This window comes from Acidiphilium sp. PA (genome assembly GCF_026191915.1).
In the GTDB taxonomy this organism is placed as follows: domain Bacteria; phylum Pseudomonadota; class Alphaproteobacteria; order Acetobacterales; family Acetobacteraceae; genus Acidiphilium.
Map to the genome: position 1 here is coordinate 1 of NZ_JAIMBY010000010.1, position 14380 is coordinate 14380.

General features: G+C 64.6%; 17 protein-coding genes and 1 tRNA gene. 6 read left to right on the forward strand and 12 right to left on the reverse strand.

The window, feature by feature from the left end; all coding sequences use genetic code 11:
• Nucleotides 1–710: 710 nt before the first annotated feature.
• Genes AruPA_RS12605 through AruPA_RS12615 form a run of 3 tightly spaced genes read right to left on the reverse strand, consistent with a single transcriptional unit; the run spans nucleotide 711 to nucleotide 1849 of the window.
• Entirely contained in the window at nucleotides 711–1148 is a 438-nt protein-coding gene (locus AruPA_RS12605) for an IS3 family transposase (RefSeq protein ID WP_265637063.1), read from the reverse strand.
• A complete protein-coding gene (locus AruPA_RS12610) occupies nucleotides 1145–1456 on the reverse strand; it encodes a hypothetical protein (protein ID WP_265637064.1) in 312 nt (103 codons plus the stop codon). The genes AruPA_RS12605 and AruPA_RS12610 overlap by 4 nt, the downstream gene beginning before the upstream one ends.
• 33 nt (nucleotides 1457–1489) lie before the next feature.
• Nucleotides 1490–1849 (reverse strand): hypothetical protein, encoded by a 360-nt coding sequence (locus tag AruPA_RS12615; RefSeq protein WP_265637203.1) that lies wholly within the window; start codon nucleotides 1847–1849, stop codon nucleotides 1490–1492.
• On the opposite strand from AruPA_RS12615, the gene AruPA_RS12620 reads away from it, so the two are divergent.
• Nucleotides 1730–1975 (forward strand): DUF1272 domain-containing protein, encoded by a 246-nt coding sequence (locus AruPA_RS12620; protein WP_265637194.1) that lies wholly within the window; start codon nucleotides 1730–1732, stop codon nucleotides 1973–1975. The two genes, AruPA_RS12615 and AruPA_RS12620, sit on opposite strands and share 120 nt — an antisense overlap.
• Here the strand turns inward: AruPA_RS12620 and AruPA_RS12625 are convergent.
• Nucleotides 1944–2171, reverse strand: a complete 228-nt coding sequence (locus tag AruPA_RS12625; protein ID WP_265637204.1) for a hypothetical protein — start codon at nucleotides 2169–2171, stop codon at nucleotides 1944–1946. The genes AruPA_RS12620 and AruPA_RS12625 overlap by 32 nt on opposite strands.
• Before the next feature lie 39 nt (nucleotides 2172–2210).
• Between AruPA_RS12625 and AruPA_RS12630 the strand changes: the two genes are divergently transcribed.
• Nucleotides 2211–2993 (forward strand): sulfite exporter TauE/SafE family protein, encoded by a 783-nt coding sequence (locus tag AruPA_RS12630; protein WP_265637065.1) that lies wholly within the window; start codon nucleotides 2211–2213, stop codon nucleotides 2991–2993.
• Nucleotides 2994–3178: 185 nt separating this feature from the next.
• On the opposite strand, the gene AruPA_RS12635 is transcribed toward AruPA_RS12630, so the two are convergent.
• The 5 genes from AruPA_RS12635 to AruPA_RS12655 all read right to left on the reverse strand — a co-directional run bounded on the left by AruPA_RS12635 (nucleotide 3179) and on the right by AruPA_RS12655 (nucleotide 8438).
• Complete coding sequence (locus AruPA_RS12635) at nucleotides 3179–3904, reverse strand: hypothetical protein (protein ID WP_265637066.1); 726 nt, start codon at nucleotides 3902–3904, stop codon at nucleotides 3179–3181.
• Nucleotides 3905–4029: 125 nt separating this feature from the next.
• Nucleotides 4030–4620, reverse strand: a complete 591-nt coding sequence (locus tag AruPA_RS12640; RefSeq protein WP_265637196.1) for an SCO family protein — start codon at nucleotides 4618–4620, stop codon at nucleotides 4030–4032.
• 15 nt (nucleotides 4621–4635) lie between these two features.
• Nucleotides 4636–6300, reverse strand: a complete 1665-nt coding sequence (locus AruPA_RS12645; protein ID WP_265637067.1) for a methyl-accepting chemotaxis protein — start codon at nucleotides 6298–6300, stop codon at nucleotides 4636–4638.
• A gap of 54 nt (nucleotides 6301–6354) precedes the next feature.
• On the reverse strand, nucleotides 6355–6636 hold the full coding sequence (locus AruPA_RS12650; protein WP_265637068.1) for a hypothetical protein: 282 nt from the start codon (nucleotides 6634–6636) through the stop codon (nucleotides 6355–6357).
• Nucleotides 6637–6986: 350 nt separating this feature from the next.
• Nucleotides 6987–8438, reverse strand: coding sequence for an NCS1 family nucleobase:cation symporter-1 (locus AruPA_RS12655; protein WP_265637069.1), 1452 nt, complete (start codon nucleotides 8436–8438; stop codon nucleotides 6987–6989).
• 257 nt (nucleotides 8439–8695) lie between these two features.
• Here AruPA_RS12655 and AruPA_RS12660 point away from each other — a divergent pair, with 257 nt between their 5' ends.
• Nucleotides 8696–9970: an amidohydrolase family protein gene (locus tag AruPA_RS12660; protein WP_265637070.1), complete on the forward strand. Its 1275-nt coding sequence runs from the start codon at nucleotides 8696–8698 to the stop codon at nucleotides 9968–9970.
• Between the two features lie 217 nt (nucleotides 9971–10187).
• A complete protein-coding gene (locus AruPA_RS12665; protein ID WP_265637071.1) occupies nucleotides 10188–11078 on the forward strand; it encodes an SDR family NAD(P)-dependent oxidoreductase in 891 nt (296 codons plus the stop codon).
• Between the two features lie 372 nt (nucleotides 11079–11450).
• On the opposite strand, the gene AruPA_RS12670 is transcribed toward AruPA_RS12665, so the two are convergent.
• The 3 genes from AruPA_RS12670 to AruPA_RS12680 form a co-directional block, all read right to left on the reverse strand.
• Nucleotides 11451–11526: transfer RNA gene (locus AruPA_RS12670), tRNA-Glu, on the reverse strand.
• A gap of 87 nt (nucleotides 11527–11613) precedes the next feature.
• Entirely contained in the window at nucleotides 11614–11784 is a 171-nt protein-coding gene (locus tag AruPA_RS12675) for a DUF2256 domain-containing protein (RefSeq protein WP_265637072.1), read from the reverse strand.
• Entirely contained in the window at nucleotides 11781–12134 is a 354-nt protein-coding gene (locus tag AruPA_RS12680) for a hypothetical protein (protein ID WP_265637073.1), read from the reverse strand. Before AruPA_RS12680 ends, AruPA_RS12675 begins: the two co-directional genes overlap by 4 nt.
• A gap of 11 nt (nucleotides 12135–12145) precedes the next feature.
• Here AruPA_RS12680 and AruPA_RS12685 point away from each other — a divergent pair, with 11 nt between their 5' ends.
• A complete protein-coding gene (locus tag AruPA_RS12685; protein ID WP_265637197.1) occupies nucleotides 12146–13129 on the forward strand; it encodes an RluA family pseudouridine synthase in 984 nt (327 codons plus the stop codon).
• A gap of 353 nt (nucleotides 13130–13482) precedes the next feature.
• Nucleotides 13483–14373 (forward strand): RNA polymerase sigma factor RpoH, encoded by an 891-nt coding sequence (gene rpoH / locus AruPA_RS12690; protein WP_265637198.1) that lies wholly within the window; start codon nucleotides 13483–13485, stop codon nucleotides 14371–14373.
• Nucleotides 14374–14380 lie beyond the last annotated feature (7 nt).

Here is a 14380-nt window from a genome sequence, read left to right on the forward strand (position 1 = left end):
CGCCACTCGACGCCAGCACGATCCGGGCAGCTTCGGCAAGCCACGTCCGATTGGCAATGAGCCTGAGTAGACGATCGAACCTTCGGTTCCCATCGCTCTCTGCCCATGTCGCGAGCTTGTGTTGCATTTCACTGATTATCAAAGGTCTTCACCTCATTGGGCCAGGTAGTCTGCACTCCAAGCAGTTGAACTGTCCCCCTTCGCCATGTGGCAGGCTTTCCCTGCCGCGGACTACTACGGAGACTCCGCCAGCATGATGGACATCAGGGTCAACTCCCTTGGCATTCCATCATGCCTTCCCTCGTTCATATGCTGGACTTTCACGCGCTGGGGAGGTTGCCGGTCGCAGTCCTTGTCCTTGCGTCCTGCAAGTCGATGCCGATGACATGGCCTGGCTGTGTTCTCTCCATGTCTCCCCGCGAGCAGGCTACATTTCTGCCAGCGTTCGGATGCCGCCGACATACATCTCCGGCGCCATCATCAGCATTCCGCCTGTTAAGCCGTGTAGGCGAAGGCGACATTTCAGCCCTCGGATGCGGGTTAACCGGTTCGTGTTCCTCAACCTTCCAGCGCTACAGCCTCGGAGATCATCTCGGCGTAACGGCTTCGCCTCAATCCCCTTTACCTGCGGGCTACGTCACCCTGCCAGTTGACGGCAGGTCACCGCCGCTTGGGCTCATGCCCTCCCACAGCAGAGGGCAAGGCATTCTTCATTTTCCTCCTTTTCTCCTTTGCATTCCAGACATACGCTCCCCGGACCATCCGGGACGAGGCGCACTGTAGGTGATGTCGGTTGCCCAGACCTGATTGGGCCGGTCGATCACCTTGTCGCGCAGCAGATAGGGGTAGATCTTGTGCTCGTGGTTGGGCTTGCTTGTGTTGGGCTTTGGCCGGACCGCGCAGAGGCCGAGTTTTTTCATCAAGCGCCGGATCCGCCGGCGACCGACCAAAATTCCCTCTCGCTCCAACGCCACCTGCAACCGGCGGCTGCCGTAGACCGGATGGTCGGTGAAAATCCGGTCAAGACGGGCCAGCAGATCGATCTCCTCCGCCGACTCCGCCCGCGGCCGATGATAAAAACTGCTGCGCGCAACACCGAGAAGTGCGCATTGCCGGTTGATGGACAGCTCCGCGTTCGGCGTAATCATCGCCCGCCTCTCAGCAGTCGGGAGATGGCGGGCTGCCCGGCAAGAAAATCCCGCTCAACCTGCAACTGGCCGATCTTGCGGTGCAGATCATCGATCATCTTCTGCGCATCCTCGGCAACGGCCGCCTTGTTGCCGCGCTCGAATAATTCCCCCGCGCGCTTCACCAGCTCCTGCTTCCACGCGCTGATCATCGTCGCATGAACCCCAAATTCCGCCGACAACTCCGCCAGGGTCTTCTCCCCCGACAGCGCCGCCATCGCCACACGAGCTTTGAACTCCGCCCCGTGCTGCTTCCTCTTTACGCCCATCTCTGGCTCCTCTCTCGACCGGCCAGCCTTAGCTTAAACACCTGTCCAAAAAACCGGAGCCGCCGCAAAATGCGCGTGATCGACGGACAAGGAAGCCAAGACGACATTCACCGCAATCCACTGGGCCGCAACTGACGGTAAGCCGGCACGCCCGCGCAGGGAACGGATGACAGTCAATAACTGCCGTCCCTCGTCCCACGGGATTTGCCCTTGCCACCGACTAAATCCCCAGCGCATCGTGGCGTCCAACCCCAGCCATCGTACCCAACCATGCTGCAACTTCGACCCAGCTGCGAATGCTGCAACCGCGATCTTCCGCCAAGCGCCGCCGAAGCCCGCATCTGCAGCTATGAATGCACTTTCTGCGCCGCATGTGTCGAAGATCGTCTCCATGGCCGCTGCCCCAACTGCGGCGGTGGTTTTATGCCGCGCCCGATCAAGCCCTCAGCCATGTTGACGCGTCACCCGCCATCCACCGAGCGCGTCTTCAACTCACAAAGCTGCACTGAACCAGCATAAAGCGCGGCACGACCCCCACACCCAGACTCCCAAAAGTTTTTTGCTTCTTTTTTACAAAAAAGAAGTACTTGCCTTCCTGATCGACTAAGGCCCATGGCCCATTCCCGATAAATCGACAAACCGGCAATCCACCCCAGCCTCGACTATACTTCAACGGGCCGATCTCCCAGCCCAACCCCAGCATGATCCCGGTCAATTTCCCCGCCCGCCGTCAATTTCGTGCTAGACACGGCGAATGAACACGCCGGAAATTCTCGCGGGGTTTGTGGTCGGGGGCATTGTCGGTCTCACCGGCGTCGGCGGCGGTGCTTTGATGACGCCGCTGCTCATTCTTCTGTTCGGCGTCCATCCATCCGGCGCGATCGGCACCGATCTGTTGTTTGCCGCCGCGACCAAATCGGTCGGCGCGGCGGTGCATGGGCTTGGTCATACCGTGGATTGGCGCCTCGTATGGCGCCTCGCGTCCGGCAGCCTGCCGGGGGCGGGTCTGGCCTTGGCGTGTCTCGGCTCTCTCGGCGTCCATGGTGCGCTCGCCAACCATATCAGCGCGCTCATTCTTGGCGTGGTGCTCATTCTCGCCGCCACCGCCTTGCTGATCCGCCCCTGGCTGATCAAAACCATCCGCCACGACCACACAGTAACGAATGCACCCCCCATCGCCCCGCGCACCGGGCTCACCATCGGCCTTGGGTTTGTGCTCGGCATTCTGGTCAGCATCACGTCGGTCGGCTCTGGTGCGCTCGGCACGGTCGCACTGATGCTGCTCTACCCGCGCATGCCGGCCGCCCGCGTCGTCGGCTCCGATCTGGCCCACGCCGTGCCGCTCACCCTGCTCGCCGGCATTGGCCATTGGATGCTCGGCACCGTCTCCCTCAGCTTGCTGTTGCCGCTGCTACTCGGCTCGATCCCCGGCATTATCCTCGGCAGCATCGCCGCCAGCCGCACGCCCGAAACCCTCCTGCGCATCGGCCTCGCCGGCATGCTCGCGGCGTCAGGCTGGTTCATCCTCGCCGCGTAAACCGCACCACGGCCCGAAAATCCGGCCAGCCACGATATCTAGATTTGATCGGTTGTGCGGTACAGAGGAGCAACGCCGGGCGGTGGTGATCAGGTTGCGCTGGCCGGATGGGTTTTCCGGCCCGGTCTGTGGCGAGGCTGATGCACGCCTAATTCGTTATAATATCGTAACGAATTAGGCGTGCATCAGCCCCGTGGGCCTTTGCGCCACATTTTTTTGGCGTCGAACGAGGGCACGAAAGGGTGGTGCCAGGGGGGGACGGGTGGTGGCGGTGGGCCGAGGATGTCGCGGAGTTGTTCGGGGGTGAAGTCGATGCTGCCGTCGGGGTTGACTTTGTATTGGGCCATGAAGTCGGGCTGGCGCTTGGGGCGGGGGCGTTTGGGGCGGGGGGTGGCGGGGTTGGTGGGTTCGCTCCGGGGTTTTCTGGGGCGTTTGATGATCTGGGGGGGACGCAGGCCGAGCATGGTGTGGAGGGGGCGGAGGATGCGGCCGAGGCTGGGGTGGGTGGCCAGCAGCTCCAGCACGATGGGGTCTTCCATGAAAAGCTGGAGATCGGCGCGGGCGGCGGCACCGGCGACGACGGTGGCGGGGCCGTTGGGCAACAGGCGGATCAGCCAGGCGAAGCCGCGCGGCAGGGTGAGGGGTGGTTTGGGGTTGGGATTGGGGGTGGCGGGTTCGCGCTCGACCGGTTTGGGAGCGCGGGTGCGGGTGCGGGGAGATTGGGGTGGGCGGGATGCGATGCGGGCGAAGCGGGCGATCTGGCGGGCGAGGTAGTTCCAGATCAGGACGATGAGCGGGCCGTGGATTTTGAGGCGGTAGCCGTTGTCCGCGACCGAGCGCTGCAGGGCACGGAAGATCACCGTGAAGCGCTCGGTCGGGTCGGCAGGCATGAACGGCGCGTTTGCGATCATGACCGTACGTAAACCATGGCGGGCGGGGGGTGAGAAAGGAAAAAGTCAGGGAAGGAAGGAAGAAAGGAAGCGCTTCTTTTTTGTAAAAAAGAAGCAAAAAACTTTTGTTCGTCGGGGGTGGCCGATCAGTGCACCTGGTCGGGTGATGCCGCTGCGCCGATCATGGTGGACAGGGCTAAGGCGAGTTGTTGCGCGGTCAGTTTGCCGCTCAATGCGGTCCGAAGCCGTCCCGACGGGCCGACCACGTAGAGCAGGCTGCCATGCGATATCTGGCCGGGATTCGGGTTATTTGTTTCGACATAGACATGGAATGCGGACTCCGCCTTGGTGATCGCCTTCACGCTGCCGGTCAGCCCGATGAAGCGATTGCCGAACAGCCGGACGTAGGCGTCGACCAACCGCACCGTGTCCCGCCTTGGATCGATCGTGATGAAAACCGGCTGGACCCGTGCTGCTCGCGGGCCGAGCAATCGCATGGCGGCGGCGATGGTCGCCATGGTCAGCGGACATTGGTCCGGGCATCGCGTGTAGCCAAAATAGATCAGCAGGAAGCGGCCATGAACATCCCTGGATGTGAACGGCTGATCGCCACGTCCGGTCAGTGCAAACAATGGATCGATCGTGGCGTGGATATTGGCCGCGCCGGCCGCGCCACTCATTGTGATGCCGAGGGTGGTGAGCGCGAGTGCGCGGGCGATGGACCATGGCCGGCGCATGAGTGACACGTCGGGTCAGCCGCCCGCGGCGATGGCTGGCATCGGGGCGCTGACCGCTCGTTTGGCGCCACGGGCGGGCCCTGCGGTGACGACGCGATCCGCCTGCCGATTGCGCGGCGCGGTGTGTGCCGCATCGGCCAGCGGCGCCGCGTCGTTGATTTTGAACCGCGCGATCAGGCGCGTGAGATTGCCGGTTTCGGCTGACAGGCCGCGTGCCGCTGCCGTGGTCTGTTCGACCATCGCCGCGGTTTGCTGGGTCGCCTGATCCATCTGATTGATTGCGGCGTTCACCTGGCCGAGCCGGCCCGCCTGATCCTGCGCCGTCCCGGCGATCGTCGCGACCACCTGGTCGATTTTGGCCACCTGCTCGAAGATGTGACTGAGCGCCTGACCGGCATCATTCACCAGGGCGACGCCGTTCTTGACCTGAGTTTCAGCATTGCCGATCAGAAGCTTGATTTCACGGGCCGCATCGGTCGAACGGAGTGCCAGTGTCCGGACTTCGGAGGCGACCACCGCAAAGCCGCGCCCGGCATCGCCGGCCCGGGCCGCCTCGATCCCGGCATTCAGTGCCAGCAGGTTGGTCTGAAAGGCGATTTCGTCGATCACGCCGATGATCTGACTGATCTGTTGTGACGATGTCGCGATTCCATCCATCGCGGTGACCGCGTTGCTGACGACGGCGCCGGATCGTTCGGCATCCGCCCGGGTGCCGGCGACCAGTTGCCGCGCGTTCTGGGCGCTGTCCGCCGCATTGCGCACGACCCCCACGATTTCGTCGAGTGCCGCTGCCGTCTGTTCGAGTGTTGCGGCCTGTTGTTCGGTTCGCCGGGCCAGATCGTCGGACGCGGCGGCGATCTGGCCATTGCCGGCATCGATCGCGCGCGATGCCAGACCAATCTCGGTCACCGCGGCACGCAGTTCGGTGACCGCTTGATTGAAATCGACCCGCAAGGTCTCGTACGCCGCGCTGAACGGCACGGCGAGGGATTGATGGAGGTCGCCGCCGGCCAGTCGGCTCAAGCCGGCGGCGATATGGCTCACGACCAGTGATTGTTGTTCGGCGCCTGTTGAGCGGAGGGCCTCCGCGGCGATGCGATCCGTCTCGATCCGGGACCGCTGGGTGGACGCCTCCGCCTCGGCAGCGGCGACCGCTTTTGCCGCCGCGGCACTCTCGGCAAGGCGCGCCGCAGCCTGACCGAGGGCGGCATTGATCTGGCCGATGATCCAGACGAGCGCGATCGTTTCGAGAACGACAACTGCGGCGTGGAGCAGGACCCTCGTCATGTTGCCGCCGCCGGGAAAGACCAGGGCCGGGACCAGGAAATTCATGACCAGATGCTGGATCGCGATGGCTCCGGCCGCTGCCAGCACGACGTCCCGATCGCAATAGATCGCAAGGATCGCGAGCGCGGCGAAAAAATACATATGCGCGTCGATCTGCAGGTAGCTGCCCCTGGCGCTGGCGACGATCAGCGAGACCATCGCGATATACGCGACGGCGATGGTCAGCCGGGTCGATTTCGCATCGGGGCGGATTTTCCAGGCACCCGTCGTGACGGCGTTGATCAGGATCGCGAGGGCACAGGCACTGGCCCAGTCGCGACCGCTGAGCCAGACGATCGACCCGATCACCGGGACATGGAGCCATAGCAGGGGCACCATCAGCCGGTTTGCCATTTGCCGTATCCGAGACAGGTCGTCAGTCATGGTCGATGGGGTCCTAACATGAAATCATCCGCAGGCTTTGAACGCCTCAGCATCGAGCAGAAACCACGCGCCCGCCTGCAGCAGGTCCTGGCGGTGGCGCGGCAGCGCAATCACGACGAACGGGTAGCCGCCGAAGCCGATGACCCGCCCTGCCGACGCCGCGGCCCCGAACGCGTGAGCGGCCGGCCACCACGGGGGAAACACTGCCGCGACCGGACCACGGGACGACGGTTCCATGATCAGCCCGAAAACCGCGGCCGCGGATAACAGCATGACGACGATGGGCATTCCCACGGCATCGATCATGGAGCGTCCTGGCGAGTGCGGCGGTGGTTGCCGTGGTCCGGTCATGCGTTATCTATAATCCGGCCAGGTTAACAAATTGATACAGGTCGGGTGGGAAATCGATTTAGGTCTGGCCGCGGCAGACTGAAATCAGATCCTTGCGCGCCGGCCCGGCGGGACAGCCGCTGTCTGACCGGCCGGGCCGCACCCGGCGCGGCTGATGACCCGCCGCCGATCCGCGCATCGGGCAGACCGTGGCCGGACCGGGCGCGACGGCGGCGGCCGCCGGGTTGCGGGCAAGATCGATATGCCGCCGGTTGCCAGCCCGGGCTCCAGGCGGCGAAGCCGCCGCCTGACTGACGCGATGGCGATCAGCCCGGGGCGGGATACATCATCCGCGACATCACCGCATAAACCACGGCCCCGACGCCGACGCCGATGAACCAGGAGAACGAATACAGCGTCGCCAATCCGGGGATGAACAAGCCGCTCAGCGCGGCGAGGCCGCCGATCGCCATCGCGCTCAGCCCGGCCACGTTCCACCCGCCGCTCGCGGCATAGGCGCCGTCGTAGCGATAGAACGCCGCGACGTCGTATTTCCGCTGACGCACCAGGAAAAAATCGGCGAGCATGATGCCGGTCACCGGCCCGAGCAGGCCGCCGATCGCGCCCAGCACCTGGAAGATGCTGTTCGCGTTTTTGAACCAGAGCCAGGGTGCGAAGGCCAGCCCGACCACCAGCACCACCATGCCGGCGCGGGCGAAGTTGAGCTGGCGCGGAAACAAATTGATCAGGTCATAGCAGGCCGGCATGATATTGGCCGCGACGTTGACCGAAAGCGTCGCGATGATGATCGTCACGCCGCCCAGCACCAGGATGTAGGGGTTGTGGATCGCCATCAGCAGATCGACCGGATTCCAGATCGGCTTGCCGAAGGCGAGCACGGTGGCCGATGTCACGATCACGCTCATCAGGGTGAAGACCACCGCGGTGATCGGCAGGCCGATCAATTGCCCCAGCGCCTGATCGCGTTCGGAGCGCACGAAGCGCGACAGATCGGGGATGTTCACCGCGAAGGTGGACCACACGCCGATCAGCCCGGTCACGCCGTCGGCGAAGACCAGAAATCCCTTCATTCCGCTCAGGTGCGACGGCTCGGCGAACAGCGGGCCGAGCCCATGGCCGATCTTCAGGCCCCAGATCGTCGCGATCGCGCCGACCAGGATCACCAGCGGGCCGGCGAAGAGTTCGAAATTGCGGATCCGGTGTACGCCATGCGTCACGATCCAGCCGTGCAGCACCCAGAACAACCCGACCGAGACCCACAAATTGAGCGCCATGCCGAGAAACGGCGTGGTCAGCGCGGTCCATGGTGTCCATAACGTGCCGAGGATCGCATTGATCGCCTCGCTGCCGGCATAGGCCTGCACGGCGAACCAGAAAATCGCGATGAACCCGCGCAGCACCACGGGCAATTGCGCCCCGCGCGGGCCGAACGAGGCACGGATCAGGACGCAGAACGGCAGGCCGTAGCGCGTACCGGACACCGCGTTGAACCACATCGCGACAAACAGAAACATATAGGCGATCGCCGTTGCGCCGAGCGCCTGCCAGGCGTTCATGCCCAGTGCCATCAGCCCGGCAGCGGTTTCATAGGCGACCACGTTGTGGACCATGCCCATCCAGACGGTGGACATGTTCACCCAGGTCCAGTCGCGCCGGGCCTGCGGCACCGGCGCCAGATCGGCGTTATAGAGGCTGCCATCGGCCGGGCTGGCGGCATAATCCTGGATATCCTGTGGAACAGCCTGAGATACGGACATGCGGGCCCCTTTCCGGTTTGGAGTTCCGTTAGCAACTCCCCGATAGCAAATCCCGTGCCACGTGTTGCGCCAGTTGCCGCGCACGCGTCGCGTGCGGCATAGGGGACGGCGCATGTGCTAGAGAATGCTTTCAGAAAGGATGTCAGCTTGGCCTGGCTCGAACACCGGACTGCGCACCGATCGCATCGATCGGATCGGATTTCAGTCAATTTTCGCTTAATAGATGGGCATATGTCCTCTGAGTGTGCGGGGATTTCATGGATCTGCTGATCCGCGAGGCATCGATCCGTGGCAACCCGGTGCTGGTGGATTTTGCCATCACCGGCCGCCGCATCGTCGCGATCGAGCCCGGCATCACCGCCCCGGCCGCCCGTGTCATCGAGGCCGGGGGCCGCGTGGCTCTGCCCGGGCTGCTCGAGCCGCATATCCATCTCGACAAGGCTCTGCTCGACTGCCGGATGCCCGCGCAAACCGGCACGCTTGCCGAGGCGATCCGCATCACCGGTGAACTCAAGCGACACCAGCGGCGCGCGGATGTGCTGGACCGCTCGCGTGCCGTGCTCGACATGGCGGTGATGCACGGCGTCACCGCGCTGCGCGCCCATCCTGATGTCGACCCGATCCAGGGGTTGATCGGCGTCGAGACCGCGCTCGAGCTCAAGGCCGAATATGCCGATCTGCTCGACATCCAGATCGTTGCCTTCCCCCAGGAGGGGATCATCAAGGCTCCGGCCACGCTCGATCTGCTGAACGAGGCGATGCGGCTGGGGGCTGATGTGATCGGCGGCTGCCCCTATGTCGAACCCAGCGCGGCCGACGCGGCGGCGCATATCGACCGCGTGTTCGACCTTGCCGCACGCTGGGGTGCGCCGCTCGACCTGCATGCCGATTTCGCCGACGACACCACCGATCCACGCTTTGCGACCGCCGCATTGATCGCGCGCCGCACCATTGAAACCGGCTGGCACGACCGTGTTACCCTCGGCCATGTCACCAGCCTCGCAGCCTTGATGCCGGACGCTGCGGCGCCGATCATCGAGCGGTTGGCCGAAGCCGGTATCCATATCGTGAGCCTGCCTGCGACCGATCTCTACCTCGGGGGCCGGGGTGATGCGGCCAGCCCGCGGCGCGGCCTCACGCCGATCCGCCGATTGCGCGATGCCGGGGTGAACGTCGCGTTTTCCTCGAACAACATCCGCAACGCCTTCACCCCGTTCGGCAAGGCCGACCCGATGCTGATCGGCAATCTGCTCGCCCATGCCGGCCAGTTCGGCACGGCGGCGGATCAGGCCTATGTGATCGACATGTGCACCACCAATGCCGCAGGCGCGATGGGTCTGGCGGCGGACTATGGGCTCCGGCGGGGTGCGAAGGCGGATCTGATCATTCTCGATACGATGGATGCCGGCGCGGCGCTCGCCGATCTGCCGCTGCGCGCCTTCGTCATCAAGGATGGGCGGATCAGCGTCACCGCGACGCAATCCTGCGTCATTCATCGAAAATCTGGCGCGGCAGCATTGCCGACGGGTTAGGTGGCACACCGATCTGCGATGCGGGAGCCTCGGTTGGGTGCCGCGCGGATCGCGCCCGCGGGGGCGATGATGCCGCGATTGTGTTCGCGGGGTCGTTTTCGCTGGAAATCGGGCTGCGGCGTCAGGCAGACGGCCAATACGGCGGGCTGGGGGCCGGATTGATCTTGCCGGCCGGTCTCGCCATCTGCCGCGGGTGACGAGAGAGGGAGTGCGTGACATGGACCGTTCTTATGCCGATCGTCTGCGTCTCGACGGGCGCGTCGCGGTCGTAACCGGTGCGGCGCGGGGGATCGGCCGGGCGGCGGCGATCGCGCTGGCCGGTGCCGGCGCGGATATCGTGGGTATCGACATCGCGGGGCCGGTCAGCCCGGCGCTCGAGGTGCGGGTGGCCACGCCGGACGAGCTGGCGCAGACCGGTACGGCGGTCGGTGCCATGGGACGGGCGTTTCTGGGTTTGACCGCGGATCAGCGCGATCTCGCCGCGTTGCGCCGCTGTGCGGACGAGGCGTGCGCGCGGTTCGGCGGGATCGATATCCTGTTCGCCAATGCGGGCATTCAGGCCTTCAAGCCGCTGCTGGAAATGGCGGATGTCGATTGGCATGATCAGATCGACGTCAATCTCACCGGCACCGCCAATGCGATTCGCGCCTTTGCGCCGGGGATCGTTTCGCATACCGCGCAGCGCGGGGGCGGGCGGATCATTGTGTCCTCGTCGACACAGGGGCGGCATGGGACGAAGTTCGGGGCGGCGTATTCAGCGTCCAAATGGGGGATCATCGGGTTGATGAAATCCGCCGCGCTCGAGCTTGGTGCTCATGGCATCACGGTGAATGCCGTGATTCCCGGCCTGATCGACACGCCGCTGACACGGCATGAAAGCCGCTATGCGCAGGCATTGCAGGAGGCGGGCAAGGCGCCCAGCGGGGATGAGGCGGCGGATGAAGCGAGCGCGCGCGATGGGTTGATTGCGAAGACACCGCTGGGTGTGCCGTGGATCGAACCCGAGGATGTCGCGCCGGTGATTGCGTTTCTGGCATCGGACGCGGCGCGGATGATCAGCGGTGCGACGTTCGACGTGACGGGTGGGGACAGCGCCCATTATCAATAGGCGCTGCGGGACGCGATATTTGCAGACGATCCGCAAGCCGGGCCGGCAGCGTTGACCCACAGCGGCTGGATGCGACTGCCTTCCCGGTGAGGGGTGGTGGGGCATGCGCGGTGGCGATCGGCGCGATTGCGGGCGTGAACGGGCAGGAGAGGACGTTCTGCGTGATCGCGGGCTAGGCGCGGGCTGTCAGCGTGGTCCAGGACCCTCATGGCGCCGCTGAGCGTCGGAGATCGGCCCGCTGTTTGCCGGCACCGCCTGGAAGTCTTGCCGGTGCGGCGGAAACGTGTGTGCCCGCGCCCGTCCATGCCGTGATCATGACGTGCGCAGTCTGCAGGGATGGACGGAGATGGCCGGTGAGGGCTCGATGGAGCGTGGTATCCCGTACCGGATTCGAACCGGTGTTGCCGCCGTGAAAGGGCAGTGTCCTAGGCCTCTAGACGAACGGGACGATACTGAGAGGGGTGATAATCGAGATTGACGCTGCCATCAAGCGGGCGGTGCAAAGTTTAGCGGGTGGATCGGGGTGGCGGGCGGTTCAGGGGGTCGTGCGCCGTTGGCGCTGAATGGCGGCATCGCGTTTGCCGGTGCGGCAGGCGTCCGAGCAGAAGCGCACATTGTCCCAGTCGCGTGCCCATTTGCGCCGCCAGGTGAACGGCCGGCCGCAGGCGGCGCAGGGCTTGCTCGGCAGGGCGGCCTTGCCCTTCATGGCGCGGTCGCGCTGCCGAGCAGTGCGCCGGTGCGCGGATCGATGAAATCGACGCGGCCACCCTTGTCGTCGTGTACCCAGATGGCGATCACCCCGCCCGACGCGGCGAGGCCGGTGATGGTTGCGCCGGGTGCCGCGGGCAGCACGGTCCGGAACGGTGCCGCGCCCGGAACCGCCGCCGGCCGCGCCGCAGATGTGCCCGGGGTGGCGGTTGACTCGACCATGCGTTTGACCACAACCCCGATGACCAGGGCGGTGCCCAGCACGATGAGCACGCCCATGCCGATCACCAGCGCCTTCAAACCCCTTACGTCCGGTGCCGATTTCCGTGAGTCCCGAGTCTGATCCATCCCATCCGTTCCTGCGTGATCCGGCCTCGCTGTACGGCAATCTGGCGGTTTGCGCCACGGCGGAGGACCAGGGCGAGCGGCTCGACCGGTTTTTGGCCGGCCGGCTCGACGGCATGTCGCGCTCGCGCGTCAAAACGCTGATCGAGGAGGGGCTGGTCACCTGCGATGATGCGCCGGCGGCGACGCCGGCGGCGCCGGTGCGGGCGGGTTCGGTCTATCGCATCGCCATTCCGGCGCCGCTGCCGGCGACGCCGCAGGGGCAGGCGATCCCGTTTCCGATTCTGTATGAGGACGGCGATCTGATCGTGCTCGACAAGCCGGCCGGTCTGGTCGTGCACCCGGCGCCGGGCAATCTGGACGGCACGCTGGTCAATGCTTTGATCGCGCATTGCGGTGACAGTCTTGCGGGTATCGGCGGTGAGAAGCGCCCGGGGATCGTGCATCGGCTGGACAAGGACACGTCCGGCGTCATGGTGGTGGCGAAGACCGAGCTTGCGCATCATGCGCTGTCCGAGGCGTTTGCGGCACGGGACCTGGAACGGCACTACCTGGCGCTTTGCTGGGGCGCGCCCGCATCGGCCGCCGGCGCGATCGAGGCGCCGATCGGACGCGATCCGCGCGAGCGCAAGCGCATGGCGGTGGTGACGCGCGGCGGTAGGTTTGCTCTGACCCATTTCACGGCCGTGCAGCGTTTCGGCCTGGGCGCGACGCTGCTGGAATGCCGGCTGGCGACCGGGCGGACCCATCAGATCAGGGTTCATCTGGCCCATATCGGCCATCCGGTGGTCGGCGATCCCGTCTATCTGCGGCGGCGACCGGCCGCGGCGGCGCACATCGCGGAGCCTGCGCGGTCGGTTCTGCTCGATTTTCCCCGCCAGGCGCTTCATGCGGCGAGCCTTGGCTTCGTGCATCCGCGCACGGGCGCCGCGTTGCGGTTCGAAACGCCGCCGCCGGCGGATTTCAGTGCGTTAGTTGACCTGTTGACCGGTTCATAACCATTTTGCACTAATCTTATACCGGACCTTGCAGGTCTTATTTGTTGACAATTCCGCCTTCGCCGGGGTAAAAACGCGGCAATGACCGAGTTATGGAAACCACTGTCAAGTGAATAATTCTCGAAATTGGCCAGATTGCGAGCCAATTACGGCGTTTTCAGGGGTTATCACGGAACCGTGATACATAATCGGGCGGATCGGGTGTATACCAATCTTCATAAGAGACGAGGCATCACGCGGGTTCGGCCGTTGCGCATCCGAACGGTGGCTGGTCTGGTAGTATGGACGACGCAAACAACGACGACGCGAAGTAGTCGAGAGGAATTCGAACAATGGCCTCCGGAATGAGTACGATGGCCCCGAGCGAGGGCAATCTTTCCAGGTATCTGCAGGAAATCCGCAAATACCCCATGCTGGCTCCCGAAGAAGAGGACCGTCTGGCGCGCGCCTGGCGCGATCATGAGGACCACAAGGCGGCTCACAAGCTGGTCACGTCGCATCTGCGGCTGGTGGCGAAGATCGCGATGGGGTACCGCGGCTATGGTTTGCCGCTCGGTGAGCTGATTTCCGAGGGCAATGTCGGCATGATGCAGGCGGTCAAGCGGTTCGATCCGGAACGCGGTTTCCGGCTGGCAACGTATGCCATGTGGTGGATCCGCGCTGCGATCCAGGAATATATCCTGCATTCCTGGTCGCTGGTGAAAATGGGCACCACCGCCTCGCAGAAGAAGCTGTTCTTCAACCTGCGCCGCCTGAAGGGGCAGATGCAGGCGATCGAGGACGGCGACATGCAGCCTGAACAGGTGGCCAAGGTTGCGCGCGTGCTCGGCGTGCCCGAGCAGGACGTGGTCAGCATGAACCGCCGCCTTGCCGCGCCCGATCATAGCCTGAACGCGCCGATCCGCATGGATGGCGAGGGTGAATGGCAGGACTGGCTGGTCGATGATCAGGAGAGCCAGGAAGAGAGCATCGGCGATCGCGAGGAGATGACCGGCCGGCGCGCTTTGCTGACCAATGCCCTGAAGACGTTGAATGATCGGGAGCGCCACATTCTGATCCAGCGCCGGCTGAAGGACGAGCCGACGACGCTCGAGGATCTGTCGCAGCAATATAACATCTCGCGCGAGCGGGTTCGCCAGATCGAGGTGCGGGCGTTCGAGAAACTGCAGAAATCGATGAAGACGCAGGTCTCCGAGCAGCGCGCCGAGCAACGCAACGCCGTCCAGGCGCGGTTGAGCGCCTGAGCGCCGG